The organism is Streptomyces sp. NBC_00258 (assembly GCF_036182465.1).
Taxonomy (GTDB): Bacteria; Actinomycetota; Actinomycetes; order Streptomycetales; family Streptomycetaceae; genus Streptomyces.
The window spans coordinates 10988858-11014756 of the sequence record NZ_CP108081.1; the positions used below are offsets into that span (position 1 = coordinate 10988858).

The window sequence follows — 25899 nt, forward strand, 5'->3', positions numbered from 1 at the left end:
CTGCCGAGGTTCGATCAATTCCGAGACTTGATGAACTCGGTGACCGGGCGCTCCAGCCGCTCCCCGTCGACCGTGATGTCGACGGCCTCGTTGAAGAAGGCCACACGGTCCTTGACCACACCCACGGCCGAGAGGGGGTCGGGATAGCTCCACGCGATGTTCGGCGGTACGTCTCCACCGGGCCACGACCAGTATTCGGTCGCCACGCCCTTGTAGGGGCACCGGGTCGTGAGGTCGCTGGGCGTGAACAGATCGAGGCGTACGTCCTCGCGCGGGATGTAGTACCGCACGGGCAGACCGGTCTCGAAGAGGAGGACCGGCGCGCGGGTGTCCGCGACGAACGTGCCGTCGATCTCGACCTGGACATGCCGCGAACTGGGCAGCGCGTCCACCCGTTTGTGCGGGTCACGCGGATGGACGAAGATCTCCTCGTCCTCCTCGTACCAGTGGTCGAGCACCTCCCGCCCGAACCACTCGAACGAGATGTACGAGCCCAACTCCTCGCCGGGATACGTCCAGGCCGCGCCGGCAATGGTCTCACCGCCGATGTCGAGGTCGTAGAAGCGCGTCGTCCCGGCGTGCGGCCGCCCGGCGGACTTCTCCGTCTCCCGCAACAGATCCGTACGCACGTCCTCACGCGGAAACGCGTACAACGGCACCGGCCGACCGGGCTCCCACACCAGGACCGGCCGCCGACTGTCGACAACGGTGACATCACCCTTCATCCCGCGCACCCAACGCTCGCCGGGTTCCCACAGGAGGCTGTCGGCGGGGGCAGGCGGGTGACGCAGTACCGGGACGTTCTGTGAACTGTTGCCGGGGGAGTTCATGACTGCCTCCTTGCCGAACACGGGGCGTCGAACGCGGGGCTCGGGCCGGGCACACAGTGCCTCGGACGTCAGCCTAGACGCCGACCTCGGCCCAGCCGTCGACCGTCGTCGGAGGTGTCGTGATCACTCTCACGCCGTCCTCGTGCAGAGCCGTGCAGGTCGCATCGTCCGCCGAGGCGGTGGTGATGAGCAGGTCCAGGTCCTCCGGCCCACAGATCTTCACCATGCCGGTGCCGGGGAACTTGCTCCGGTCAGCCAGCAGCGCCACCTTGTCACCGGCGGCGATCATGGCGCGCCTGGCAGGCACCTCGGCGACGGTGGTGTCCATGACCTGGCCGCCGGAGCGTACGCCGCAGGCGCCCATGAAGGCCCAGTCGGCGTGCACCTGGCGGAGGTTGTCCTCGGCCATGAAGCCGTCCAGCATGCGTGACTCACGTATGACCATGCCGCCGAGCAGCATCAGGGCGATGTTCTCGTCCGCGGTGAGTTCTTCGTACACGGCGAGACTGTTGGTGATCACGGTGAGCCGGCGCCCGTGCAGTCGGCGTGCCAGCCGGTGGACGGTCGTGCCGCTGTCGAGGATGACCGACTGGCCGTCCTCGATCAGTTCGGCCGCGCGGGCGGCTATCGCGTCCTTCTCGGCCACCTGGACCTCGGCGGCCTCGTCGAACGGCGGACGGTCCTCCTCGATGACCGCTCCGCCGTGCACGCGGCTGAGCAGCCCGTCCCCTGCCAGCTTGAGGAGGTCACGGCGGACGGTCGCCGCACTCACGTCCAGCTGTTCGGAGAGGTCGGTCACGGAGGCGGGGCCGCCGGAACGCAGGGCCCGCAGGATGAGTTGGTGTCGTTGTTCAGCCAGCACGCGACGGAACACTACACACCATCACCAGGCGTAATCTGCCGACTTTCCGCTCACTTTTGGCCGTGGTCGCCGCGCTGCCGCACGGCCTCTCCGTCGCCCGCGATCGCCTCCACCACCTCCATGAGAGCCGCCAGGCTGTGGCCGCTCACGAACGCGTCGCAGTGGGGGAGTGCGGCGGTCATGCCGGCGGTGCGTGGGGCGTAGCCGGGGGCCGCTCTGCGGGGGTTGACCCAGACGATGCGGTGGGCGAGGCGTGCGAGGCGGGCCATCTCGCGGCCGACGGCGTCGGGGTCCTCGCCCTCCCAGCCGTCGGAGAAGATCACCACTACGGCGCCGCGTGCCATGCCCCGGCGGCCGAAGCGGTTGTTGAACTCGGCCAGTGCGTGGCCGATGCGGGTGCCGCCCGACCAGTCGGACGCGGCGGCGCCCGCTCGGCGCAGGGCGGCGTCCACGCCGGACGGGCCGGTGTGCCGCAGGACGGGGGTCAGCCGGGTGAGGTGGGTGGCGAAGACGAACGCCTCGGCCGCCGCACCGGACGCCGCTCGCGGGAAGAGACGGAGGTACGCACGTGTGTACGGCTCCATCGAGCGGGAGATGTCGCACAGCAGCACCAGCCGTCGCCGCCGCAGACGGTGGCGGCTGCGGGCCAGCAGTACAGCCTCGCCGCCGGTTCGCTGCCCGGTGCGCAAGGTTCGGCGCAGGTCGATGCGGCGGCCCCGACGGTGGGTCTCCTGACGGCGGCCGCGGCGCAGCGGTGCCTTGAGCGTCAACAGGGCGAGGAGCCGGTTGAGTTCGGCCAGTTCGCCGGGGTCGAGGGCGGCGAAGTCCTTGTGGGCGACGACTTCGGCCGCACTGCCCGCCGTCGGAGCTTCCATGGTCCGCCGGTCCGTGTCCGGGGTCTGCGTACGGTCGCGGTCCGATGCCTCGCCGAAGGCGCCGCTCGGCAGGGGAGTGCGGGTGGGGTCCGGGCCGGTTCCGGAGAGCTGGGGGAGCCGCCCGGGGGCGTGTTCGGTGCCGGGCGCAGGCCCGGATACGCCACCGGTTCTGCGGACTGTCGCCGAGCGGGGACCGCCCGCGAACACCGCGTCGAAGACCCTCTCGAACGGCTCGATCTGCTCGCGATCCGTCACGAACGAAAGCCGCGCCGCCCAGTACAGCGCCGTACGGTCCACCGGCGGCAGCAGCCCCAGCGCCTGGAGGAACCGCACCGACCGCTCCGGAGTCACCGCCACCCCTGCGTGCCGCAGTTCCGCGCCGAGCCGGCCCGCGAACTCGGCCCGGTCGAACAGCGGAACCGCCGTCGCGGTCACGGCTGTCGGTCCGCGACCAGCCAGTCCAGACCTCGCTCCCGCACCAGCTCCTGGTCCTCGCGGTACTTCAGCAGGGAGCCGAGCGTGCGCCCGGCGACACCGGCGTCGAGACGGGGCACGCCGAGCAGGTTCAGCGCGGCGATCCAGTCGATGGTCTCGGCCACGCCCGGCGCCTTCTGGACCTCCAGCGCACGCAGCCGCCGTACGGCCGCAGACACCGCGACCGCCAGTTCCCTCGACGTCCCGGGAACCCGGCGGCGCACGATCTCGACGATCCGCTCCGTGTCCGGATAGTCGATCCAGTGGTAGAGGCACCGGCGTTTGAGTGCGTCATGGAGATCGCGGGTGCGGTTGGAGGTGAGCAGCACGACCGGCGGCACGGCGGCCCGGATGGTGCCGATCTCCGGGATGGTCACCGCGGCCTCCGCCAGCACTTCGAGCAGGAACGCCTCGAAGTCGTCGTCGGCGCGGTCGATCTCGTCGATGAGCAGCACGGCGGGGGCGGGGCCGGGGTGGGTGAGCGCCGCGAGCACGGGCCGCCGCAGCAGGTACTCCTCGCTGAACAGATCGGCCTCACTGAGCTGTTCGTACCGGGACTCGGCCAGGCGGATGCCGAGCAGTTGGCGCGGATAGTTCCACTCGTACAGTGCCTCGGCCGCGTCCAGGCCGTCGTAGCACTGCAGCCGGATCAGCGGGCTGCCCAGGATCGCGGCCACCGCCTTGGCCGCCTCGGTCTTTCCGACGCCCGCCTCGCCCTCCAGGAGCAGCGGCTGGGGCAGGCGCAGGGCGAGGAAGAGCGCGGTGGCCAGACCGTCGTCGGCGAGATAGCCCAGCGAGTCCAGCGCGGCGCGCAGACTCTCCACGCCCGGCAGACAGCGCTCGACGTACTCGCTCACGAGGCGTCGGCCTTCGCGTAGCGGGCGGGTTCCTTCTCGTACGCGGCACGACAACCGGCGCAGCAGAACCAGCGGCGCTCGTCGTCGCCCTCGTCGGAGTACGGGATGCTGTCTGCGACGGAGACCGTCATCCCGCAGACAGGGTCGACGGCGGTCACCGAGCCGATCTCCGGAGCCGCCTCCACCCTCACCTCCGCTTCCACGGAGAGCCCTCTCACCGTCCGAATCACCTCCGCGAGGATCGACACCGCGATCTCGCCCGGTGTGCGGGCACCGATCCACAGACCCGCCGGTGTGTGGATCCGCGCGCGCTGATCGTCGTCGAGTGCCAGCCCGTCCAGCACCGCCGCCCCACGCCTGGGGCTGGCCACGAGCCCGATGTACGGCACCCCCGCGCGAGCGGCCGAGACGAGCACCGGTTCCTCGTCCCGGCCATGTGAGGCGACGACGAGAGCCTGGGTGCCGGCCAGGTCCTCCGGCGTGATCCCGTCGACGCCCGACGCCTCCGTGATCTCGTAACCGAGCACCGCTCCGAAGGCGAGCAACGCGCGGGCGATGGGGGACTCGCCCAGGACCACCACACGCGGCGCGGGCCGCAGCGGTTCCAGGAAGATCTCCAACTCACCGCCGGACAGGCAGGGATTGGCGACGCTCACCGCGCCCTCCTCCACGATGGGTTCCCCGGTGCCGTCCGCCGTCTCCTCCGGCGAGATCCGCAGCAGGAGCGACTCCCCGCTGCGCAATGTCCGCAGCGCCTGCACCCGTACGGTGGCCTCCGCGCAGGCGCCTCCGACGAAGCCCTCGACCCGGCCGTCCGCGAGGACCAGCGCGGTGTCGCCCGGCCGCGCACTCGCGGGACGGCGGGCGCGCACCACGGTGGCCTTCACGAACGGCACGTGGCGTCCCGTCAGTTCGGCCATGCGCGCCTCAAGTGGGGGTGCGGTGGGGCTCATTGCGGTGCCTCCACCTCGCCCCGCTGCAGCGCCTGCCACACCCGGCTCGGGGTCAGCGGCATGTCGGCGTGGCGGACGCCGATCGCGTCGAGGACCGCGTTGACGACGGCCGGCGGTGAACCGACCGTCGCGGACTCGCCGATGCCCTTCGCGCCGATCGGGTGGTGCGGGGAGGGCGTGACGGTGTGGTCCAGCTCCCAGGCCGGGACCTCCAGCGCGGTCGGCAACAGGTAGTCCATGAAGGACCCGGACAGACAGTTGCCGTCCTCGTCGAAGCTGATCAACTCCATCAGCGCCATGCCGACGCCGTCGGCCAGCCCGCCGTGCACCTGCCCCTCGATGATCATCGGGTTGATACGGGTCCCGCAGTCGTCCACCGCGATGAAGCGCCGCACCTTCACCGTGCCCGTGCCGGAATCGACGTCGACCACGCAGACGTACGCGCCGAACGGGTAGGTGAGGTTGGGCGGGTTGTAGACGGTCGTCGCCTCCAAGTGCCCCTCCACCCCCTCCGGCAGCTCCAGTGAGCCGTGCGCGGCGAGCGCGATCTCCTGGATCGTCTTTGTCATCGCGGGGTCGCCCGCGACCGACCAGCGGCCCTTGGTCCATTCGAGGTCGTCCGGAGAGACCTCCAGCATGGCGCCGGCGACGATCCGCGCCTTGTCGCGCACTTTGCGCGCGACCACGGCAGCAGCCGCTCCTGACACGGGAGTTGAGCGACTGCCGTACGTGCCGAGCCCGAACGGTGTCTGGTCGGTGTCGCCGTGCACGACGTCGATGTCCTCGGGCGGGATGCCCAGTTCCTCGGCGACGATCTGCGCGAACGTCGTCTCGTGGCCCTGCCCCTGCGTCTGTACGCTCAGCCGGACGACCGCCTTGCCGGTCGGATGCACGCGCAGCTCGCAGCCGTCGGCCATGCCGAGGCCGAGGATGTCCATGTGCTTGCGCGGCCCGGCGCCGACCGTCTCGGTGAAGAACGACAGCCCGATGCCCATGAGTTCGCCCCGGGCCCGCTTCTCGCTCTGCTCCTTGCGCAGTTCCTCGTACCCGGCCAGGTCCAGTGCCTTGCGCAGACAGGCGGGGTAGTCGCCGGAGTCGTACGTCCAGCCCGTCTTGTTCTCGTAGGGGAACTGCTCGGGCCGCAGCAGGTTGCGCATCCTCAACTCGGCCGGATCGGCGTGGAGTTCGGCCGCCAGGCAGTCCACCATCCGCTCGATCAGATACACCGCCTCGGTGACCCGGAAGGAGCAGGCGTACGCGACCCCGCCCGGCGCCTTGTTGGTGTAGACGCCGGTGACCGAGCAGTGCGCGGCCTCGATGTCGTACGAGCCGGTGAAGATGTGGAAGAAGCCGGCCGGGTACTTGGTGGGCTGCGCGGTGGAGTTGAACGCGCCGTGATCGGCGAGGACCTTGACCCGCACGCCCAGGATCCTCCCGTCCCGCGTCGCGGCGATCTCGCCGGTCATGTGGTAGTCGCGGGCGAAGGAGGTGCTCATGAGGTTCTCGGAGCGGTCCTCCATCCACTTCACGGGCCGCCCGGTGACGATCGAGCCGACGACCGCGCACACGTAGCCCGGGTAGATGCCGACCTTGTTGCCGAAACCGCCCCCGATGTCGGGGGAGACGACCCGGATCTTGTGTTCGGGGATACCGGCCACCATCGCGTACAGGGTGCGGTGTGCGTGCGGGGCCTGAGTGGTGCAGTAGAGGGTGAGCTTTCCGTCGACCGGGTCCATGGCGGCGACCGCCCCGCAGGTCTCAAGCGGGGCGGGGTGGACCCGTGGGTAGAGCATGGTCTGCTCGACCACGACGTCGGCCCGCGCGAACACCTCGTCGGTGGCCGCGCTGTCACCGGCCTCCCAGTCGAAGATGTGGTTGTCCGTGCGCCCTTCCAGGTCGTCCCGGATGACGGGCGCGTCGAGGTCGAGGGCATGCCGGGCGTTGACCACCGGGTCCAGCGGTTCGTACTCGACGTCGATCAACTCGATGGCGTCACGCGCCGCGTAGTGGTCCTCGGCGACGACGAACGCGACCTCCTGCCCCTGGAAGCGCACCTTGTCGGTGGCGAGCACGGCCTGTGTGTCCATCGACAGCGTCGGCATCCATGCGAGGCCGAGGCCCGCGAGCGTCTCGCCGGTGATGACCGCCTTGACCTTGGGGTGGGCCTCGGCGGCCGAGGTGTCGATGGAGACGATGCGCGCGTGCGCGAACGGGCTGCGGAGCACAGCGCCGTGCAGCATGCCGGGCAGGTGGATGTCGTCGACGTAGCGGCCCTTGCCGCGTACGAAGCGGGGGTCCTCCTTGCGTTTCATCCGGCCGAAGCCGATGGGCCGTTCGTCCGGCGCGGGGGCGACGGGGGCGACTGGGGGTTCGTCGATGGCGGTCATGTCTGGCTCCCCGCGGTCTCCGTGACTCCGTCGGCCTCGGCCCGGTTCCTCGCCGCCCACTGGATGGACTTGACGATGTTCAGATAGCCGGTGCACCGGCACAGCTGGCCGGAGATGGCCTCGCGGATCTCCTGCTCGGACGGATCCGGGTTGCGGTCGAGGAGCGCCCGGCCGGTGAGCATCATCCCCGGGGTGCAGAACCCGCACTGCAGACCGTGCTGCTCGATGAACCCCTGCTGAACGGGGTCCAGTTGGTCTCCGTCCGCCAGGTCCTCGACCGTACGGATCTCGTGACCGGCCGCCATGACCGCCAGGACCGTACAGCTCTTGACGGGCTCCCCGTCCATCAGCACCACGCACGTTCCGCAGTTGCTGGTGTCGCAGCCCCAGTGGGTGCCGGTCAGTTCCAGGTCGTCGCGGAGGAAGCGCACGAGCAGATGCCGGGGCTCGACCTCCCGGGTGTGGTCGTCGCCGTTGACGTTGACGGTGATCCGCATGCGCCTCACGCCTCCCTTGCCGTGGACCCGTTGGGCCGCCCGGCCCGGGCGACCGCCCGTCGCAGCGCCCGCCGGGTGAGTTCGCCGGCCAGATGCCGTTTGTACTCGGCGCTGCCCCGGCCGTCGGTGACCGGCGAACAGCTCTCGGACGCCACCCGGCCCGCCTCCTCGTACAGCGCCTCGGACGGTTCGCTGCCGTTCAGCAGCGTCTGGACCGCGTGGAGGTTCAGCGCCCCGGCGCCGACCGCCGCCAGACCCACGCCCGCGTCGGCGATCCGCCCGGCGCGCAGCGTCAGGGCGACCCCGGCCGCCGCGACGGCCCAGTCCCCGGCCTTGCGCTCGACCTTCTCGTACGCGCTGCCCGCGCCCGGCAGGACCGGCAGCCGCACCTCGGTCAGCATCTCGCCGACGCCCACGGCCGTTTCGTACGGGCCCTGGTGGAAGTCGGCCATGGAGACGATCCGTTCGCCGCCCGTCCCGCGGATGACGGCACGGGCGTGCAGCGCGCCGCACACCGCTGAGAGGTCCTCCGACGGATCGGCCTGGCAGAGGGAGCCGCCGATCGTGCCCCGGTTGCGGACCGGCGGGTCGGCGATCACCTTCTCCGCGTCGTGGACGATGGGAAAGTACCGGCCGACCAGCTCCGACTCCAGCAGCGTGCGGTGCCGGGTGAGGGCGCCGACGCGCAGTTCGTCGCCGACCAGGGCGATGTGGTCGAGTTCGTGGAGGTCGTTGATGTCGACGAGGACCTCGGGGGCGGCCAGCCGCAGCTTCATCATCGGCAGCAGACTGTGTCCGCCGGCCACGACCCGGGCCTCCTCGCCGTAGCGCCGCAGCAGTTCCAGCGCCTCGTCCACGCTCTCGGCTCGCTGGTAGTCGAACGAAGCGGGTACCTGCACGGCACGCTCCCTCCCGGACCGGACCCGCCCGGCACGCCCGGGCGAGGCAGCGCGCGGGGTAGCCGTCCGTCGATTGAGGACCTGGCCGGTTTCCGGCGGTCCGGGGGGAACAATTGCGCGAAGGGATGAGGTGGTCAACGGCGACTCAAGCGAATGCTTAAGAGACCTGGGCAACGGAAGGGGTCCTACCGGTCGAACAGCCGTTGTAATGGCGGACATGACGCTGACTCAGCTCCGCGCATTCGTCACGGTGGCCCGTCTGGGCTCGGTCAAGGGCGCCGCGGAGTCGCTCGGCGTCACCGAGGCGGCGGTCTCCGGCGCGGTCGCCGCGCTCCGCCGTGAACTCGGTGACCTGCTCTTCATCCGGGCCGCCGGCGGGATCAGCCTCACCCCGGGCGGCAGACGCCTCGCCGCGGGAGCCGCAGAGATCGTCGGCCTCGCCGAGGAGACCCGCCACCGGGTCCGCCAGGCCGGCTCGGGAACCGCCCAACTGCGGGTGGCGTCCACCGAGGCCGGCGCCGAACAGGTACTCCCCGCGCTGCTCGCGGCCTTCGGGCGGCGACAGCCCGACCTGGACGTCGACACCCTCGCCGTGCCGGTGGCGGTCTTCGGCGACCTGCTCCGCGACCGCCGTGCCGATGTCACGATCGGCCCGGCGTCGCGCCCTGAACCGGGCATCGAGTCGATCCCCTTCCTGCGCTTCCAACTGGTCGTCGTCGCGGCGCCGGACCACCCGCTCGGGCACCGGAAGCGGCTGGCACCCGCCCAACTCGCCCACGAGCCATGGCTGCTGGGCCCTGCCGGACTGGACCCGGACACCCTGTCCGGGACCTTCCTCTCCCACATCGGGGTCGAAGCCGCCGAGGCCAAGGCCTTCCCCAGCGTCACGGCCTCTCTCAACGCGGTGGCCGGCGGGGCAGGGCTGTCCATCGCCTTCCTCCATGTCGTACGCGACGAACTGCGCCGCGGGTCACTGGCCGTGCTCGACGTCTCCGGCGCCCGGCTCGGCGGCATGCTGTACGCGAGCGCGCTCACCGGTGAACGCCGCTCGACGACCGCCGCCGCGCTGTGCCGCTTCGTCACGACACCGGCCGCGACACAGGCGGTGCTGACCCGGTCCAAGGGCGTTCCGATGAACGAGTTCCGACCACCGGTCCACGTCACGATCTGGAGCTGACGGGACTCGGGGCGCCGGTGGATCACGGGTTCCGGTGTCCTGGGCGCGGCGTCTTAAGCAAACCCTGAAGAGCTCATTGACGGCCCGGCCGCCCGCGCGCATCGTGTGTCCGTCATGGACTTCACGAACGAGTTCCGAGTGAACCTGCCTCCCGACCAGGCCTGGTCCCTGCTGACCGACGTGGAGCGGATCGCCCCCTGCATGCCCGGGGCCCAGCTCACCGGCGCGGACGGCGACACCTACAACGGCATCGTCAAGGTGAAGGTCGGCCCCATGACCGTCCAGTACAAGGGCGTCGTCTCCTTCGAGGAGAAGGACGACGAAGCGCGTACGGCCGTACTCCACGCGCGGGGCCGCGACACCCGCGGCCAGGGAAACGCCGACGCCCGCGTCACCGCCCGGCTCGTTCCGGACGGCGACGGAACGCGGGTGACGGTGGACACCCACCTCACCATCACCGGCAGGATCGCGCAGTTCGGCCGAGGAGTGATCGAGGAGGTCAGCGGGAAACTGCTGGCCCAGTTCGTCGACAACCTTGAAGGGCAACTCGCGACGGAGAAGGAGCAGGAGCGGGCGCAGAAACCGGTCCCACCGACCGCAGGTGCCACGGTGGACAGCGCCCCTCCCCCCGAACCGGCGAGGGAGACCGCTCCACCCGCGCCGGCCTCTCCACCCGCGCCGGCCTCTCCACCCGCGCCGGCCGCGTCAGCCGCCCAGGCCGCCCCCGCCTCGAACGGCGTCCGCCCCGCGGAAGCACCCGCTGTTTCCCGTACGCCGGCCGCGGCCGCACCGCAGCCCCTGGACCTGATGAGCGTCGCACGCGGTGCCGTACTCAAGCGTGCTCTTCCGGCGGCGATCGTCCTTGCCGTGGTCGTGGTCGTTCTTGTCGTCTGGCTCACGCGATGATGGGGGCATGAACGACATCCGTACCCCCCGTCTTCTGCTGCGCCGCTGGCAGGACGACGACCTCGTACCCCTCTCCGAGATCCACGCCGACCCGACGGTGATGCGATGGATCGGCGATGGCACGCCCCGCTCCCTGGAACAGACCGCCGAGGACATCGAGGCCTGGGAGGAGGAGTGGGACGAGGAGGGCTTCGGGGTCTTCGCCGTCGAACTCCTCGGATCGGGGGAGCTGGCCGGGGCGGTCGGACTCTACGTTCCTCATTCCCCGCCCGAGGTCGAGGGGCAGGTGGCCATCACCTGGCGGATGGCGCGCGTCTTCTGGGGCCAGGGCTATGCCTCGGAGGCGGCCCACGCCACACTCGAGTTCGCTCTGCAGGACCGCGGTATCGACCGGATCGTCGCCGTGTGCCGAACGGCCGACACCGCATCGTCGAACGTGCTGGACAAGCTCGGAATGCAGGCGGAGGGCGCGACTGTGGACCCGGCCTACGGGCACGACGTGCGGATGTACGGGATCGACCTGACGGAGTTCGAGGGCTGACCGGCTCGTCGGTGGGCCGAACGACCGGGCGGCCGACCGTGTCCGGAACGCCATGGAGGCCAAGATGCAGATCCCTTCGCTGCCGTATCGCGATGAGCACACCACCGTCGTCGCGGCGGGAGCCGATGACGTGTGGCGCAGTCTGGGCGACACCCTTGACCGGTCCTTCTCGCGTCCCGGCGCGAACCGCTACGCGCGGCTGGTCGGATGCGCGGACCGCACGGCGTCGGGTCCGCGGCCACTTGCCGAGGGCTCGACGTTCCCCGGGTTCCGGGTGGCTTCCGCGGTCCCGGGGCGCGAGCTGGTCCTCGGCGGGCGCCATCGCTTCTCGTCCTACGCGCTGATCTTTCGCCTGGAGCCGGCGGGTCCGGGCCGGTCCCGGCTGACCGCCGAGACCCGGGCCACCTTCCCCGGCCCGGCAGGCGGCCTCTACCGGTTGCTCGTCCTCGGGACGGGAGGGCACGCGGTGGGCGTGCGGCGCCTGCTCGCGGCGGTCCGCCGCCGGGCCGAGTCATGAGGGCCGGCGGTCACGGGCGCAGGCACGTACGCGCACGGGCTCAGGCGGGCTTGAGCCCCTGGTCGCCCGCTTCGGTGACGAAGGAAGCGGCGGTCGTGATCGGAGCCCCGGGCGTGGTGACGGCGGACACGGTCTTGAAGTCCGTCCGCGCAGCCTGTGGTGTCAGTCGCACCCTGACGTAGCCGCGTTGCCCGTTGTAGAACTTCAGGTGGGGGTTGGCGGACAGGTAGGTGGCCCAGTTCGTGGGTCTCGCGATGCCGTCCCCGCCGCTGGCGATGGACGGGGTGACGATCTCCGTGCCCAGGGTCCTGGACGAGGGGTTGCCGAAGTCGTCCTTGATGTCGAAGGCGTACCCGACGTGGACGTCCCCGGTGAGCACCATGAGGTTGTCGATGCCCGCCGCCTTCGCCCCGGCCAGGACCCGCTCGCGCGAGGCCCGGTAGCCGTCCCAGGCGTCCATGGACACCTTGGCGACAGGGCTGAGGTCCAGCTTCCGCTGGGAGAAGCAGACCTGTTGCGGCATCACGTTCCACACCGCGTCGGAGGTACGCCATCCGTCGATCAGCCAGCGTTCCTGGGCGGCGCCGGTGATGGTGCGTGCCGGGTCGTCCGACTCCGGGCCGGGGATGTGCGGCCGGTCGCCGTAGGCCTGGTCGGAGCGGTACTGGCGGGTGTCCAGGACGTCGAACTGCGCCAGGGTGCCCCAGCGCAGACGCCGGTAGAGCTGGGCGCGGGCGTCGGGCCCGTTGGGCAGCTGGGAGGCGCGCAACGGCTGGTTCTCCCAGTGGGCCCGGTAGGCGGCGGCGCGCCGCAGCAGGAACGTGGCCGGCGGGGTGCCGTTCTCGTCCCTGTCGGCCGCGTAGTTGTTCTCGGTCTCGTGGTCGTCCCAGGTGACGATGAACGGGTGCATGGCATGGACGGCCCGCAGGTCCGGGTCGCTGCGGTAGAGGGCGTAACGCAGCCGGTAGTCCTCCAGCGTCACGGTCTCCCGGTTGAAGAGGGCGGGCAGGACACGGTCGGTGTACTTCCGGGCGCCCCCGGCGGCGTCGACCGCGTACTCGTAGAGGTAGTCGCCGAGGTGGAGGACCACGTCGACGTCGTCGTCCGCGAGATGCCGGTGAGCGGTGAAGTACCCCTCGTGGTAAGCCTGGCAGGACACGGCGGCGAAGGTGAGCGCGGAGGCCGGGCCGGTGGCGGCGGGAGCGGTGCGCGTGCGGCCCGTCGGGCTGATCCAGGTGCCTGCCCTGAAGCGGTAGTAGTACATGCGACCGGCGTCGAGACCGTCCACCTCGACGTGCAGGGTGTGGTGGACCTCGGGGTGGGCGATGGCGGTGCCGCGCCGGACGATCGCGCCGAACCGCTCGTCGTCGGCCACCTCCCATTCGACGACGAGACGCTGCTGGGCCAGGCCGCCGTCGGCCTGGTACGGCTCGGGCGCGAGTCGCGTCCACAGCAGTACGGAGCCGGGCCACGGGTCACCGGAGGCGATGCCGAGCGTGAAGGGGTCGTCGGTGATCCTCGCCGCGTCGAGCTCGGCGGAGCTCGCCGCGCCCGTGGCGGGCAGATGTGTGCCGAAGGCGAGCGCGGCGGCCGCCGCGGAGACGGTCAGGAAGCGGCGGCGTGCAAGATGGCGCGCGGCCGCACGCAGTTCGGGAGCATGCCGTGACGACGGTCTCTGGCGGCCCGGGGGCATGGCTGTATCCCCTCACGGTGATGGCACAGGGCAGCCCCGGCAACGGATGTCGCGGGGCTTGTGAATGCTAATCAGATGAAGATCACGAACCCGGCAGGCGCGGCCTCCCGAGCGCGGGCGGCGTAACGGCCGAGGTACGCCGAGAGCCCACCGGTCCGGTCCGGCGCGCGCGGCCCGCCTGCCCGGTTCGTCGAAGGCGCGCGGCCGGATGGGCGCGACGTCACGGGCCCGTGGATCGGACGAGAAGGTCCCGTGGCTTGGAAGACAACGAGGAATGGCCGGAGTTCGCCCTGGCTGCCCCCGCCGGACGTACATACGATGCGACCGCTCCGGTCTTCACAGCTCCTTCACAGGGCCGGGCTCGTGCGGTCGTGTGTTTGGCATGTGCATGACCATTGAACTACTGCGCTCGACGTCTGATCCATGCCTGATCCATGTCTGATCCAACGCACCTGGTCCGCGACGGCCCTTCGCGTACGTGAAGGCCGCACCCCCCAGTTCGCGGCGGGGCACGTTCGCCCGCCGCAGGAACACCGACGCAACGGATTGGAGCACCATGGCTGGTGCGATGCTTCTGAGCGGCGCGATCGCCGCTCTCTTCGCCACCGCACTCCCCGCGCACGACCCGTCCACCGGGATCGTCGACCCGCCCCCGGACAAGATCGTCATCAAGGTCGCCACGGTGAACGGCTCCGGCTGTCCCCAGGGCACCGCCGCCATCGCCGTGTCCCCGGACAACACCGCGTTCACGGTGACCTACAGCGACTATCTCGCCCAGGTGGGAGGCAACGCGGATCCCACCGCGTTCCGCAAGAACTGCCAGCTCAACCTGACCGTCGCCGTGCCGGGTGGCTTCACCTACGCCATCGCCAGTGCGGACTACCGCGGCTTCGCCTCGCTCAAGGCGGGGGCGACCAGCACCGAGAAGGCCTCGTACTACTTCCAGGGTTCGCCGAACACGGCTTCCATCACCCATCCCTTCAGAGGTCCCTACGACGACAACTGGCAGGCCACGGACACGACGGAGTGGGCGCAGCTGGTCTGGGCGCCCTGCGGTGTGCAGCGGAACTTCAACATCAACACCGAACTCCGCGTGAACGCGGGCACATCCACTCCCGGCAGCTCCAGCTTCATGACCATGGACTCGACCGACGGTGACATCAGCACGATCTATCACCTGGCCTGGAAGGAGTGCCCCAGCTCCTGACCCGACCGCCTTGGCCGGCTCCACCGCACCGGAGTCGGCCAAGGCACCGCATCCGTGCGTATGATCCTGCCGGCCTTCGTGGCCGCCGACCGGATACATCGTCTGGTCCGATGAAAACATGGCCCCGAACGAGGGGTGTGTGCTCGCTCGATCCGGTGTCCTTGGCGGGCGAGGGCGTACCACCGGCGCACGCGCCCCGTTGCACGGACATGGACAGCACATTCGCCACAACGGGGCCCTTCCTGGGCCGCGAGGGTCAGGACCGGCCGTCCGTCGAACTCGCCGGCGCCCACTGGACGGACCCGCCGATCTACGCGGCGCTGGTCGCCGACTGGCGGGCCCGCGGACGCGTGGTGCCGCGGCGGCGCGAGACGCGTCGGCCGGCCTTCACCGCCGTTCGCCCCACCGTCGTTCGCCTCCCCGGTCCCGGACGGCGTCGAAGCGATGGTCCGGAGCCGAGCGGCTCCTGAAGGGCTCTGCCCGGGCGTCGGCTCGGCCGACCCCCTGCCTGCTCAGCCGAGGCGATCGCTCGCGGGCCCGGGACGCACCGAGTTGCCCACGGGGCGCGCCCGTTCCCCGTTCACCAGGGCGGAGAGCATCTCGGCGGCCTGATGGAGCGCCACTTCCAGGGCGGTCGGGAGGTGCAGGGCGCCTTGGCCGTCGGGCGGAACCAGCCAGCGCAGCGTGCCGGTCGTCCGGCGGGGCGAGGGCACCGCGATCCAGGATCCCTTCCCGGAGTAGCGGATGTCCTGCCCCACCCAGTAGCTCTCCGGGTCCGGGGGAAGGAAGAACCCGACCCGGTGGGCGCCGAAATCGGCGAGCGTGGGGCCGGGCATCGGCAGCGGGAGGCGCAGGAGGGCGTCCAGGGCGAACAGGCCGATCTCCTCCGGCACGCTGAGGACGTCCCAGAACCGGCCGGCCGGCAGCAGCGCGGCGCCGCTCGCCCCGTGTTCCCATTCGCGCTTGCAGGCCCGGGGGTCCACCGCGGCTGCTGCGAGCCACTCCACGGCTTGTTGGTGGGGAGCGCTTCTCATGTCTCTCCTCTTCGACCGCTGGTCCGTGTGAGCGGACAGTGATACCCCCTCCGCGGGCGCGGCTCCGTGTGCAATTCCCGAGGCGATGCCCAGAGTCATATTCGTAGATATATCTATCCAGTGGAAGGGGTGGCGCGCCGTGGCGTTTGTCCGTAGAACACCCGAACTTCGGACGAGAGTGCGATCCGTATGTGTGGATGGCAGCGTCCTCGCGATGGCCGCAGTCTCCTCGCTGGCCCTGCTGGTGCGGACCTGCCGCCGAAGTCTCCTTCGACGTTTACGGTTTCCTCGCTCAGGGCTTTTGCGCATCGGGCTTCCCCGCAGAGACCCGTTGGCGCCGCTGGTCAGAACCGCGCGCAGTCTGCACTACGGCGCCGGGGAGTTCCTCGGCCCGGTAGATGCGGACGACTACGAAGGCTGACGGACGCGCGACCCCACGGCCGGGACGGACCGCGCACGCAGGACCATGAGTGAGTCTTCCAAGGTCGCGACCATGGCGAAGGGGAACCGGTCGACTTCGAGACAGAGCGCGACGTCGTCGGGATGGACTCCTTGGCGCACCCCCTCCGCCAGTTCGGCGGCGGCGCGTGACCCGGCAGCGCGGCGGAGGAACTCAGCGGCATCCGTCCCGGCCTCGGTGGCCCTCCGGGCGATGTACTGAGCACACGCCAGATCTTCATCGGCCTGCCCATCCTCGCCGGTGACCACGAACGTGACACCGTCACTCCCGCTCGCACGCAAGAGCTGGGCCGTTGCCTCCGCCACCACGAAGCCGGCGCAGAGCACCAGCGACGCCTCCTTGACCGCCAGGGCACCGACCGTGCCTGCTGTGGTCTTCTGCACAACGGTCCGTCCGCCAAGGTCGATCGACCGCAGCAGGCCCGGGGAGTTGACCATGTCGAATCCGGGCGCGGGCGGACCGTCCTTCAGCGCCATCCAGTCCGGGTGGCGGGCCTTGAGTGCCAGGGCTTCGTCCAGCGACTCGGCAAGAACGATCTTCTCGGCCCCCTGGGCAAAGGCCCAGGCAGCCACGGTGTATGCACGCATGACGTCGACCACGACCGCCACGGACGGGGTTTCGACCAGATCGGCGATGCCAAGAAAACGAGGGTCCATTCCGATCATGATCGCGTATGCCCGGCCCGAAGCGCCGGGAGAGTGGTACGCGTCATATCGACGGTCTTGGAATGCGACGCCTGCGACCGCCCGCGCGGAGCGGCCGGCCGGTTACAGGGGTGGAAGGGGCCCTGGAGCCGGCCGGCCCGACTGTCGGTGGGTCAGAACCAGCCGGTGCACGCGATGGCGCCGCCCGGGCCGTTGGTGCCGCAGGCCCGCATGACGAGGCCGGCGTCGTTCCACTGGGTGGTGTACGCGTCGTTGCCCGAGGTGATGGTGGTGAAGCCGAGCATCGGGGACCAGGTCGCGCCCCCGTCGGCGCTGCGGTCGACCCAGATCTCGTCGCCGGGCGCGCCGCCGATGATGCGGCCCCAGGCGCACTCGGTGGTGCCGTTGTAGCGCAGCTCCACGGTGCGGCCGAAGACGGTGGTCGACTTGGCCGTCCAGGCGCCCGTGGAGTTCGGCTCCGTACCGTCGCCGCAGGACGTGTTGTTCTCCGCGCCGGCCAGTGTGCCGCCGATCTCCGGGAAGTCACCACAGGACGGCACATCCTTGAGCACGGCCGGACCCTGTACGAACAGATTGCTGATCCAGCTGTGGTAATCCGGCAGGAACGACCAGACGTTGTTCACCATGCCGTCGACCGTGGCCCGCTCGCCCACCCGCTGGCACAGCACCCGCGTCTGTACGGAGATGCCGTTGCCGTTGGTGAAGTTGATGCGGCTGTTCATGTTCGAGTCCTGCCGCAGGTTGGGCTGACCCCAGGTCTTCTGGTACGAGCCGCGGCCGTCCCAGGACCAGACCATCGGCGTGACATCGGCATGCGGGCGGAACGCGCCCTGGTAGCGCTCCCAGCGGGCGCTGATGTTGTTGACCTGGATCTGCGCGCCCGACTGCGGCGCCTCGACCATCCTGCCGTTGCCGAGATAGATCGCGACGTGCGTCGGACCGAGGCCCGCAGGGCCGAAGTACATGATGTCGCCCGGCAGCAGGACGCCCGACCCCTGCGACTTCAGGAACTTCGTGTGCGCGTACCCGGGCGCCGCGAAGGTCGCCTGCGTCGTGCGCTCGGTGATGAGGTCCCGGCCGGTCGCCTTGTACCAGGCCCAGCGCACCAGACCGATGCAGTCGAAGCTCCACAGCTCCGGGTCCGCGTACGACGCGGGGTCCGTCCGGTCGATCTGGCCCTGACTCGGACCGGGCAGGCCCTGTGCGTGGCCGCCACCCCAGGCGTACTGCTTACCGACGTACCGGCACGCGACCTCGACGGCCGCCTCTGCCGCCGCGCTCGCACCGGACTGGAGCGGCGCGCACCCCGCGGCGGCGGCCGGAGTGGCCGAGACGGTCGGCAGACCGAGGCTCACCACCGTCACGAGCGCGGCCACGAGGAGCCGCACCCGGCGGCCCCATGACCGCTCTCCCCACCCTGGTCTTCCGGACCCCGTTCTTCCGGGCCTCGCTCTTCTGGACCCTGCTCTTCCGGTTCCTCGGATTCTGCGGACTCTGTTGATCACGGCACGCACTCCCCCTGGTCTCGGTGGTCTCCCGCGAACGTACGGATTCCACTCGCCTGCCGGTCCCTGTCATCTGTCAGGATGCCGACCCGCCCGCTCTCGCCGCGGTGGCCCGTCAGCGGTCGGGCCGGTCGCGGGACCGGCGTACCCCTTGACTTCACAAGACCCTCGCGCCAGATTCCTGACTCCGCATCAGAACCGGGTCCCCACAGGCCAGTTGCCTCCCGGGGCACAGCACGTCCTCATCTTCCTTCGCCCTGTTGGAGTGCTGCCATGTCGGCAAACGCGGATCCTGCGAGACGTACCGAAGCCCCCTCACAGCCCGGCCCGTCGCGGCGTCGGGTGCTCGGCGCCGCGACGGCGGGCGGACTCGCCCTCGCGGCCGGCCTCCCGAGCGCCGCCGACGCGGCCGAACTGCCCCTGCTCGGCACGTACGACGTCGTCGTGATCGGATCCGGAGCCGCCGGGATGACCGCCGCGCTGACGGCCGCGAAACAAGGACTGAGCTGCGTCGTCGTGGAGAAGGCGGCCACCTTCGGCGGTTCGGCCGCCCGCTCCGGCGCGGGGATCTGGATCCCCAACAACCCGGTGATCCTCGCCGCCGGAGTTCCCGACACCCCGGCGAAGGCCGCCGCCTACCTGGCCGCGGTGGTCGGCCCGGACGTCTCCGCGGAACGCCGGCAGGCCTTCCTCGGCCAGGGGCCCGCCATGATCTCCTTCGTGCTGGCCAACAGCCCGCTGCGCTTCCGCTGGATGGAGGGGTACAGCGACTACTACCCGGAGCTGCCCGGCGGACTGCCAGGCGGCCGTTCCATCGAACCCGCCCAGCTCGACGGGAACATCCTCGGCGCCGAACTCGCCCGGCTGAACCCGCCGTACCTCACGGTTCCCAGCGGCATGGTCGTCTTCAGCGCCGACTACAAGTGGCTCGCGCTCTCCGCGGTCAGTGTGAAGGGCGCCGCCGTCGCCACCGAATGCCTGGCCCGCGGCACCAGAGCGGCCCTTCTCGGCCAGAAGCCCCTCACCATGGGCCAGTCACTGGCGGCCGGCCTGCGCGCGGGACTGCTCGCGGCCCAGGTGCCGGTCTGGCTGAACACCCCGCTCACCGACCTGTACACGGAGAACGGAACCACCGCGGGAGCGGTCGTCACGAAGAACGGCACGCCGGGCCTGATCAGGGCCCGGCACGGTGTGATCGTCGGCTCCGGCGGCTTCGAGCACAACGCGGCCATGCGCGCCCAGTACCAGCAACAGCCCATCGGCACCGAGTGGACCGTAGGAGCCAAGGAGAACACCGGCGACGGAATCCGGGCCGGCCGCCGGGCCGGTGCCGCGCTCGACCTGATGGACGACGCCTGGTGGGGCCCCGCGATCCCACTGCCCGACGAGCCCTACTTCTGCCTAGCCGAACGCACTTTGCCCGGCGGGCTCCTCGTCAACGCCGCCGGAGCCCGCTTCGTCAACGAGGCGGCCCCCTACAGCGACGTCGTACACACCATGTACGAACGCAACGAGACCGACCCGGACATCCCGGCCTGGCTGATCGTCGACCAGAACTACCGAAACCGCTACCTCTTCAGGGACATCGCACCGACGTTCACGTTCCCCGACACCTGGTACACGTCCGGCGCCGCCCACAAGGCCTGGACCCTCGACGCCCTCGCCGCACGGATCGGAGTGCCCGCGGCCGCCCTCAGGGCCACGGTCAACCGCTTCAACGGCCTGGCCCGCAACGGCACGGACACCGACTTCCACCGCGGCGACAGCACCTACGACCACTACTACACCGACCCCGCGATCCTCCCGAACTCCTGCCTGGCACCTCTGTGGCTGGCCCCCTACTACGCCTTCAAGATCGTCCCGGGTGACCTGGGCACCAAGGGTGGTCTGCGCACCGACGCCCGGGCCCGGGTACTGCGCCCGGACGGATCCGTCATCCCCGGCCTGTACGCAGCCGGAAACGCCAGCGCGGCGGTCATGGGCCACAGCTACGCCGGCGCGGGCTCGACGATCGGACCGGCGATGACCTTCGGCTACATCGCTGCACGGGACATCGCGGCAGGGGCCCGGGGCTGAAAACCCGGAGCGTGGTCCCAGGGCTGTGAAGCGCGTGGCGCGACGGGCCGGTGCCCCCGAGGCCGTCGCGTCACGCGCAGATGTCCTCGGGCGGCTGGAACGAGCGGTCGTCCGCCGACTCCTCCTCCACCTGGGCACGCACGGTCTCCAACTGCTGCAGCAGCGAGGCGAGATGCTTCTCCGCGGGGTCCCGGAAGAACTCCAGGACCGCGCGGTGGAAGGCGTCCCGGAGCTCCGGCGGCATCACGTCCGACGCGTCGAAACAGAGGGTACGGGCGCGCGAGTTGAGCAGGCCGTCGATCTCCTGCTCGACGGCGTTCGCGGGCTCCGTGGGCGGCAGACCGGTGGTGTTCGGAAACAGCGGGCGCACCCCCGGGCCCGCCTCCTCCTGCCAGCGTTTCCGGCCGGCCGGGCTGGACAGCCGCTCCACCAGTTCCTGGGCCGCCGGGTCGTCACTGAATACGGCGGCCATGTCGCCCGCGACCTCGTACGCGTCGCGGTACTTGGCCGACCCGCCCAGGAACCGGGCCGACGGCTCCACCCGGACGTCGTCGCCCGCGTACACGTACCGGATGAAGGCACTCTGGTGCTCGTGCGTGCAGTCGAAGCCGGGGGAGGCCAGCAGTCCACGGGGTTCGTCGGGCCCGGGCGCGCCGTCGTACGACGTGGTCAGGGATCGCTCGATCGACTCCGGTGAGCGATCACCGAGCAGCCCCGCCCAGGTCGTCCAGGCCCGTCGCACGGCCGGATCGAGCCAGCTGAGCCGGCTGGTGGCCCACTCCTCGTAGATGTCCGGGCCCGCCTGGTGGAGCAGGATGTCCTCGATCCAGTCGGTGCCGGGCCAGCCCGAGGTGGCCTGCGAGGCGAGCCCGACGCACCAGGTCGGATCGTCGCTGGACGTACCCTCCTTGCTCCACACCAGGCTCTTCAGATCGACCTTCAGCGGCACCCAGTACGCGCGGTTCCTACCGTCCACGAGGAGCATCGGGGCCCATGGCGCGTACGCGCGCTCGGCGGCTTCCGCGACGAGAGGCTTGAGCTTGTCGCGGCGGGCGTACTCGGTGAGTTCGCCGATGCTGTTGAGGATCGCCACGTCCGGTGGGGCGTCCGCCTCCAACTGTGAGACGAGCGTCTCGCGCAGCGAGCGGGTGCCCTCGTACGTGTACGTCCTGCCGGTCCCGTCGTCGAGCCGGTTCAGGGCCGCTTCGAAGGCCCTGCCCTCCTTGCCGGTCCACGGGCCCAGCACGACGAGCGGGTCGGGCGTGTCCGACGTACAGCCGGGGACGAGGACGAGCAGACAGACCGCGAGGAGGATGCGCAGGCCACGGCCGCCGACGGCAGACATGACAGGGCTCTTGCCACGGCTCATGACACGGCTCCTGGGCGGGCGACCACGAGGTACTCGCGGCGGTACGAGTGCAGGACACCGCCGGCGAGGGCGGCGCTGACCAGGCCCGCGGGGAACACGAAGGGCGCGACCCCGTCCAGGAAGGCGAGCCGCCCGTCGGACAGCCCGTCGTCGATCCTCGCCTCCAGCACCTCGATGGCCCGTGGGTCCGGGCCGTCGAACGGGCGCTCCTCCGCGATCGTCTCCGTCCGGGGCGAGGTCCGTTGCGCGAGCGCGTCCGCCACGGGGACCGCCTCCTTCTGCGCGTGCCGCGCGAGCAGTGCGTCGGTCGTCAGGAGCGGTACGGCGAGCAGCGGCAGCGCGGCGACCGCCAGCGGAACACTGAGCCGGATCCGGAAACGGCGCCGCAGGAACGACACCGTGCGCCAGAGCCCGGCGGCGAGCAGCACGAGGGCGACTCCGCAGACCACAGTGGCGACGATCACGGTCCCGCTCCAGGCGGCCCGGTCCGCGAGCCGCTCGCGCAGCTGCCGTTCGAGCCCGACGACCCGGTCCACGATGGAGGTCGCGGCGGAGCCGACCGTGGGGTTGCACGGCGGATAACGGTCCTGACGGTCCGAGACGGCGACCGGCGTCGAACAGAGCATGCTGCGCGCGTACGTCAGCTCCGCGTCCCGCAGCACGGGGTCGGCCACGTGGTTCTGCGCCCGGCCGATCCAGCCCGTGTAGTCCACCACCAGCGCGGACACCACGCGCAGTTCCTGTTCCTCGGCCACGGTCAGGGCCCCGCTGCGCGTGACCTGGTTCAGGCTCTGAGTGGCCCGCGCCACGCGCGTCCGGTACCGCTCGCTGAGTCCGCTGAGCTCGGCGGCCCGCCCTTCGGCGAGGTTCTCCTCGGCCTCGCCCTGCGCGATGAACAGTGACGCCTTCGCGTTGGCGAGACCGACCAGCGCGGGCGCCAGCCGGTCCCGCACATACGCGGAGTCGTCCCGCACACCCGAGTATGCCCACCCGAGCGCCCCGAAGGCCACCACGGCGAGCAGCGGCAGGGCGACGAGCCGCTCCCGCAGATACGCGCGGTTGCGACGGCCGGCCGCCGACGGCCACACGTAGAGCCAGACCCGGCGGGCGAGTTCGGCCACGACGAGGCGTGCCGCCCGCGCGGCACGCAGGACCCGTGGGGGCGGTGCGGCATCGGTCTCCGCGGGCTGTGGACGCGCGGCCGCATTCACTCGCGGGCCATCGGCGCGTTCTTCCCCGGTGCCGACACCGGGGGTGATGGTGGTGGCGGTGTCGGCGTACGGGCGATCGTCCGGAGCCAGGTCGTGACTCTCTTTCCGAGCCATGGGCTGTCCCTGTGGTGTCGGAAGGCGAGCGGGCGAACCTCGTAGGCGCGGTCAAGCAGGGTTTCGGCGACGGCCGCGTCCTCGGGCGAGGCGGAACGGGCGGCCTGGTGGGCCAGGGTGAGGTAGAGGCGGGAGAGGGCCTTGCGCAGGCCGGGCCCGTCGGACGGGAGACCGAGCCGTTCGTCGGCGCCCGCGGCCAGTGTGGCGAGGCCCTCCGCGTCGACGGCACCCCGGGCGAGCGCGCCCTGCACGGCCTCCCACACCTCCGCCGTCATACGGACCCGGGCCTGCTCGTCCGTCAGCCCGTGCGCGTGGAAGAGCCGGGCCAGCCGCTCCAGCACCTCGCGGAGCCCCTCGGTCACCTCGTCGGGGCGCTCGGCGGTGCGCACGTGCTCGACACCGACGCGAACGGCGGCCGTACGCGCGGCGGTTCGGTGCCGGGAATGCTGCGGCACCGCGTCCAGGGCCCGCACGGCGTCGTCCCACGCCCGCTCACCGCCCAGGGCCAGGCGCGCCCGTACCGCGCCGAACGCCGCACTGCCCAGCGACGGATTGCGCAGTCGCACCGCCTCGTAGAACGTCGACGCCTCCTGCCACCGGCCGAGCCGCTCGGCGCAGTAGCCGAGTGCGAGTTTCGGCGCGTACTCGCCCGGGATCGCCGCGAACACCTCGTCGAAGTGCCGCCGTGCTACGGCCACTTGGTCCCGGCCGAGCGCGAGCAGACCGCGGTGCCAGCCGAGCCGCCAGTCGTGAGGAACACGCTCGGCCCCGATCAGCGTCTCGGCCGACCGCAGTTCACTCTCGGCGGCCGCCGTCCCGCCACCGGCACCGCGCAACCGCAGCCGGCAGCGCAGCAGATGCACCTCCGGCGAGTCGCGCCAGTCCCCGGTGTGCTGCAGCAGCGCCTCAGGCGCGGCGTCGGCCAGCCTGCTCAGCTGCGCGTGGTGGTAGTCGTGCCGGTCGGGCCGCGGCACGGGCAGCCGCTGCGCGGCCTCGGAGGGCGACGGCGGCGCGTACGGGGCGGGAGCGTTCGGAGTGGCCCACCGGGCGAGGGGCGGCGCCGACCCGAGCGCCGCGTCCAGCGCGTACGACGACTGGAGGAAGAGCGGCGACGGCTCGAAGGTCTCAAGGCCGGTCCGCAGCGACCGTAACTCCCGGAAGACTCCGCGTAGTTGCTCCTCCATCTCCCGTGCGGTGGCGAACCGCTCGGCCCGCTCGCTCCGGGTCGCGCGGTGCAGCACCCGGGCGAGCGACACCAGACCGAGCCCCACGGGAGGGGGCGCCGTCATGGGGTGGGTCTGCGCGGTCTCGGGTTCGCCGCCCGGTGCGCCGAGTCCGCCGATCACGTCCAGGTGGCCGAGCCCCGCCAGATCGTCCGGCGAACCACCGAGCCCGCTCAGCCGCCGGAGCGTCTCGCCCAGGCTGAACAGGTCGTCCTGGCCGGTGGACTCACCGCTGCGGCCGACGGTCGGGGCGCGGTACCCCTCCGTTGTGTGGCCGGGCAGGCCGGCCATGCGGACGCTTCCCACGTCGATGATCTTCGTGGTGGTGCCGTCGTGCATGACGTTGTCCGGTTTGAGGTCGCCGTAGACCTTCCCGGGCCAGTCGCCGTGCAGGTAGCCGAGCGCGGCCAGGAGCCGTATCCCGTAGGCGAGTACGAACTCGTGGAAGCGGCCGTCGCCGAATTCCCCCGGGTTCACCTGTGCCCGCGCCCGCACCTCCTCCAGGGTGAGCCCGTCCACGTACTGGAGGACGAGGAAGTCCCCGATCTCGGGATGGTGCCCGTAGTTGAAGACGCGGATGATGTCGTCGTGGCTGAGGTCGACCAGCGCCCGCCGTTCCTGGGCCAGGGCCTCCGCCGCGGCTGCCCCCTGCTCCCCGCGCAGGACCTTGATCGCCACCTCGCGGTTGTCGACCTTGGTGTCGAGCGCGAGGTACACCTCGCCCATACCGCCGTAGCCGAGGGGGCGGATCATCCGGTACTGCCCCGCGAGCATGTGCGGCGGCGGCAGCGGAAGTCCATCCGGGTCGCTCCCGCGGGAAGCGGCGCGCTCCAGCAGTGTGATCGACGGCAGCAGGACGGGGTCGGGACTCTCCTCGGGCAATTCGACACGCGCGGCCCGCAGAATCACCGGTTGCTGTGGCGCGATGAAGAACGGCTCGCTGGATTCCGGCAGTTCACCAAGCGCACCTCTGCCCGCAGCCCCGTCCATGCGTCCTCAGAATAGACGCGGGGGACCTGAATGGCTGCGGGCCGAGGCGAAGATGATGTGCGGAAGTGACCCGATGAGGCTTCCTGCCGTCTCGGATCCCGATGAGGCGCGTCCCGCCGTCTCGGGTCGGGGACTCCGTGCTTTGTCCCGGGCCGGCCGTCCGTACGAGTCGCCGGGCGCGGACCGGCCCGTTGGATCAGCCCTCCTTGGCCTTCGCGTACTCCTGTGCCATGCCTCCGGCGAAGTCGTACACCACGGTGGGTTCGTCCCCCACGACCCAGGCGTCGTGACCGGGAGGGCAGACGAAGACGTCGCCGGCGCCGACCTCGGACTCCGCGCCGTCGTCCATACGGATCCGCATACGGCCCTGGACGACGTAACCGTTGTGATGGACCTGGCAGCTCTCGGTGCCCGCGATCGGTGCCACGGACTCGGACCAGCGCCAGCCCGGTTCGAACGTCGCCACGGCGAAGTCGAGCCCGGTGAGGTGGACCGCTTCGAGGTGACCGCGAGGGAAATCGCGCCGCTCGTCCGGCTTTTCGACGGCCTTGACCTCGATCATGACGGCTCCTTCCGT

The 25899-nt window shown here is 71.0% G+C and carries 23 protein-coding genes; 7 read left to right on the forward strand and 16 right to left on the reverse strand.

Annotated features, from left to right (window positions below):
- Positions 1-14 precede the first annotated feature (14 nt).
- The 8 genes from OG718_RS48755 to OG718_RS48790 all read right to left on the reverse strand — a co-directional run bounded on the left by OG718_RS48755 (position 15) and on the right by OG718_RS48790 (position 8634).
- Positions 15-830 (reverse strand): DUF427 domain-containing protein, encoded by an 816-nt coding sequence (locus OG718_RS48755; RefSeq protein WP_328847228.1) that lies wholly within the window; start codon positions 828-830, stop codon positions 15-17.
- 73 nt (positions 831-903) lie between these two features.
- Positions 904-1692, reverse strand: coding sequence for a DeoR/GlpR family DNA-binding transcription regulator (locus OG718_RS48760; protein ID WP_143642505.1), 789 nt, complete (start codon positions 1690-1692; stop codon positions 904-906).
- 50 nt (positions 1693-1742) lie between these two features.
- A complete protein-coding gene (locus OG718_RS48765; protein WP_328847229.1) occupies positions 1743-3002 on the reverse strand; it encodes a vWA domain-containing protein in 1260 nt (419 codons plus the stop codon).
- Positions 2999-3898, reverse strand: a complete 900-nt coding sequence (locus tag OG718_RS48770; protein ID WP_306942031.1) for an AAA family ATPase — start codon at positions 3896-3898, stop codon at positions 2999-3001. The genes OG718_RS48765 and OG718_RS48770 overlap by 4 nt, the downstream gene beginning before the upstream one ends.
- Positions 3895-4851 (reverse strand): XdhC family protein, encoded by a 957-nt coding sequence (locus OG718_RS48775; RefSeq protein WP_328847230.1) that lies wholly within the window; start codon positions 4849-4851, stop codon positions 3895-3897. The genes OG718_RS48770 and OG718_RS48775 overlap by 4 nt, the downstream gene beginning before the upstream one ends.
- Complete coding sequence (locus OG718_RS48780; RefSeq protein WP_328847231.1) at positions 4848-7238, reverse strand: aerobic carbon-monoxide dehydrogenase large subunit; 2391 nt, start codon at positions 7236-7238, stop codon at positions 4848-4850. Before OG718_RS48780 ends, OG718_RS48775 begins: the two co-directional genes overlap by 4 nt.
- Positions 7235-7735, reverse strand: coding sequence for a (2Fe-2S)-binding protein (locus tag OG718_RS48785; RefSeq protein ID WP_055610330.1), 501 nt, complete (start codon positions 7733-7735; stop codon positions 7235-7237). The genes OG718_RS48780 and OG718_RS48785 overlap by 4 nt, the downstream gene beginning before the upstream one ends.
- A 5-nt stretch (positions 7736-7740) precedes the next feature.
- A complete protein-coding gene (locus tag OG718_RS48790) occupies positions 7741-8634 on the reverse strand; it encodes an FAD binding domain-containing protein (protein ID WP_143642497.1) in 894 nt (297 codons plus the stop codon).
- A 217-nt stretch (positions 8635-8851) separates the two neighbouring features.
- On the opposite strand from OG718_RS48790, the gene OG718_RS48795 reads away from it, so the two are divergent.
- The 4 genes from OG718_RS48795 (at position 8852) to OG718_RS48810 (ending at position 11775) form a co-directional block, all read left to right on the forward strand.
- On the forward strand, positions 8852-9811 hold the full coding sequence (locus tag OG718_RS48795) for a LysR family transcriptional regulator (protein ID WP_328847232.1): 960 nt from the start codon (positions 8852-8854) through the stop codon (positions 9809-9811).
- Between the two features lie 114 nt (positions 9812-9925).
- A complete protein-coding gene (locus tag OG718_RS48800) occupies positions 9926-10717 on the forward strand; it encodes an SRPBCC family protein (RefSeq protein ID WP_328847233.1) in 792 nt (263 codons plus the stop codon).
- Positions 10718-10724: 7 nt separating this feature from the next.
- Complete coding sequence (locus OG718_RS48805; protein ID WP_143642492.1) at positions 10725-11258, forward strand: GNAT family N-acetyltransferase; 534 nt, start codon at positions 10725-10727, stop codon at positions 11256-11258.
- Positions 11259-11322: 64 nt separating this feature from the next.
- Positions 11323-11775 (forward strand): hypothetical protein, encoded by a 453-nt coding sequence (locus tag OG718_RS48810; protein ID WP_306942044.1) that lies wholly within the window; start codon positions 11323-11325, stop codon positions 11773-11775.
- A gap of 40 nt (positions 11776-11815) precedes the next feature.
- On the opposite strand, the gene OG718_RS48815 is transcribed toward OG718_RS48810, so the two are convergent.
- Positions 11816-13468, reverse strand: a complete 1653-nt coding sequence (locus OG718_RS48815; RefSeq protein WP_328847234.1) for an alkaline phosphatase D family protein — start codon at positions 13466-13468, stop codon at positions 11816-11818.
- 556 nt (positions 13469-14024) lie between these two features.
- Here OG718_RS48815 and OG718_RS48820 point away from each other — a divergent pair.
- Together OG718_RS48820 and OG718_RS48825 are read left to right on the forward strand one after the other, a co-directional pair.
- The gene (locus OG718_RS48820) at positions 14025-14675 is read left to right on the forward strand and encodes a DUF4360 domain-containing protein (protein WP_306942049.1); all 651 of its coding nucleotides are present in this window, start codon (positions 14025-14027) and stop codon (positions 14673-14675) included.
- 209 nt (positions 14676-14884) lie between these two features.
- Complete coding sequence (locus tag OG718_RS48825) at positions 14885-15145, forward strand: hypothetical protein (protein WP_143642486.1); 261 nt, start codon at positions 14885-14887, stop codon at positions 15143-15145.
- Positions 15146-15187: 42 nt separating this feature from the next.
- Here the strand turns inward: OG718_RS48825 and OG718_RS48830 are convergent, their stop codons facing one another.
- The 3 genes from OG718_RS48830 to OG718_RS48840 all read right to left on the reverse strand — a co-directional run bounded on the left by OG718_RS48830 (position 15188) and on the right by OG718_RS48840 (position 18222).
- A complete protein-coding gene (locus OG718_RS48830) occupies positions 15188-15709 on the reverse strand; it encodes a hypothetical protein (protein ID WP_143642484.1) in 522 nt (173 codons plus the stop codon).
- 408 nt (positions 15710-16117) lie between these two features.
- A complete protein-coding gene (locus tag OG718_RS48835) occupies positions 16118-16825 on the reverse strand; it encodes a 2-phosphosulfolactate phosphatase (RefSeq protein WP_306942052.1) in 708 nt (235 codons plus the stop codon).
- A gap of 161 nt (positions 16826-16986) precedes the next feature.
- Positions 16987-18222 (reverse strand): NlpC/P60 family protein, encoded by a 1236-nt coding sequence (locus OG718_RS48840; protein ID WP_328847235.1) that lies wholly within the window; start codon positions 18220-18222, stop codon positions 16987-16989.
- Positions 18223-18612: 390 nt separating this feature from the next.
- Here OG718_RS48840 and kstD point away from each other — a divergent pair, with 390 nt between their 5' ends.
- Complete coding sequence (gene kstD / locus OG718_RS48845) at positions 18613-20415, forward strand: 3-oxosteroid 1-dehydrogenase (protein ID WP_328847236.1); 1803 nt, start codon at positions 18613-18615, stop codon at positions 20413-20415.
- A gap of 70 nt (positions 20416-20485) precedes the next feature.
- On the opposite strand, the gene OG718_RS48850 is transcribed toward kstD, so the two are convergent.
- The 4 genes from OG718_RS48850 to OG718_RS48865 all read right to left on the reverse strand — a co-directional run bounded on the left by OG718_RS48850 (position 20486) and on the right by OG718_RS48865 (position 25884).
- Complete coding sequence (locus tag OG718_RS48850) at positions 20486-21784, reverse strand: alpha-glucoside ABC transporter substrate-binding protein (RefSeq protein WP_328847237.1); 1299 nt, start codon at positions 21782-21784, stop codon at positions 20486-20488.
- Entirely contained in the window at positions 21781-23109 is a 1329-nt protein-coding gene (locus OG718_RS48855) for a hypothetical protein (RefSeq protein ID WP_328847238.1), read from the reverse strand. Before OG718_RS48855 ends, OG718_RS48850 begins: the two co-directional genes overlap by 4 nt.
- Positions 22992-25322 (reverse strand): serine/threonine protein kinase, encoded by a 2331-nt coding sequence (locus OG718_RS48860; RefSeq protein ID WP_328847239.1) that lies wholly within the window; start codon positions 25320-25322, stop codon positions 22992-22994. The genes OG718_RS48855 and OG718_RS48860 overlap by 118 nt, the downstream gene beginning before the upstream one ends.
- Before the next feature lie 196 nt (positions 25323-25518).
- On the reverse strand, positions 25519-25884 hold the full coding sequence (locus OG718_RS48865) for a cupin domain-containing protein (protein WP_143642475.1): 366 nt from the start codon (positions 25882-25884) through the stop codon (positions 25519-25521).
- Between the last annotated feature and the right edge of the window lie 15 nt (positions 25885-25899).

Excerpts from the sequence above, each read along its gene's own strand:
- OG718_RS48755 (WP_328847228.1), bottom strand. The coding sequence starts at position 830 with ATGAACTCCCCCGGCAACAGTTCACAGAACGTCCCGGTACTGCGTCAC.
- OG718_RS48775 (WP_328847230.1), bottom strand. The coding sequence starts at position 4,851 with ATGAGCCCCACCGCACCCCCACTTGAGGCGCGCATGGCCGAACTGACG.
- OG718_RS48780 (WP_328847231.1), bottom strand. The coding sequence starts at position 7,238 with ATGACCGCCATCGACGAACCCCCAGTCGCCCCCGTCGCCCCCGCGCCG.
- OG718_RS48785 (WP_055610330.1), bottom strand. The coding sequence starts at position 7,735 with ATGCGGATCACCGTCAACGTCAACGGCGACGACCACACCCGGGAGGTC.
- OG718_RS48795 (WP_328847232.1), top strand. The coding sequence starts at position 8,852 with ATGACGCTGACTCAGCTCCGCGCATTCGTCACGGTGGCCCGTCTGGGC.
- OG718_RS48800 (WP_328847233.1), top strand. The coding sequence starts at position 9,926 with ATGGACTTCACGAACGAGTTCCGAGTGAACCTGCCTCCCGACCAGGCC.
- OG718_RS48805 (WP_143642492.1), top strand. The coding sequence starts at position 10,725 with ATGAACGACATCCGTACCCCCCGTCTTCTGCTGCGCCGCTGGCAGGAC.
- OG718_RS48810 (WP_306942044.1), top strand. The coding sequence starts at position 11,323 with ATGCAGATCCCTTCGCTGCCGTATCGCGATGAGCACACCACCGTCGTC.
- OG718_RS48815 (WP_328847234.1), bottom strand. The coding sequence starts at position 13,468 with ATGCCCCCGGGCCGCCAGAGACCGTCGTCACGGCATGCTCCCGAACTG.
- OG718_RS48820 (WP_306942049.1), top strand. The coding sequence starts at position 14,025 with ATGGCTGGTGCGATGCTTCTGAGCGGCGCGATCGCCGCTCTCTTCGCC.
- OG718_RS48825 (WP_143642486.1), top strand. The coding sequence starts at position 14,885 with ATGGACAGCACATTCGCCACAACGGGGCCCTTCCTGGGCCGCGAGGGT.
- OG718_RS48830 (WP_143642484.1), bottom strand. The coding sequence starts at position 15,709 with ATGAGAAGCGCTCCCCACCAACAAGCCGTGGAGTGGCTCGCAGCAGCC.
- OG718_RS48835 (WP_306942052.1), bottom strand. The coding sequence starts at position 16,825 with ATGGACCCTCGTTTTCTTGGCATCGCCGATCTGGTCGAAACCCCGTCC.
- kstD (WP_328847236.1), top strand. The coding sequence starts at position 18,613 with ATGTCGGCAAACGCGGATCCTGCGAGACGTACCGAAGCCCCCTCACAG.
- OG718_RS48850 (WP_328847237.1), bottom strand. The coding sequence starts at position 21,784 with ATGAGCCGTGGCAAGAGCCCTGTCATGTCTGCCGTCGGCGGCCGTGGC.
- OG718_RS48855 (WP_328847238.1), bottom strand. The coding sequence starts at position 23,109 with ATGGCTCGGAAAGAGAGTCACGACCTGGCTCCGGACGATCGCCCGTAC.
- OG718_RS48860 (WP_328847239.1), bottom strand. The coding sequence starts at position 25,322 with ATGGACGGGGCTGCGGGCAGAGGTGCGCTTGGTGAACTGCCGGAATCC.
- OG718_RS48865 (WP_143642475.1), bottom strand. The coding sequence starts at position 25,884 with ATGATCGAGGTCAAGGCCGTCGAAAAGCCGGACGAGCGGCGCGATTTC.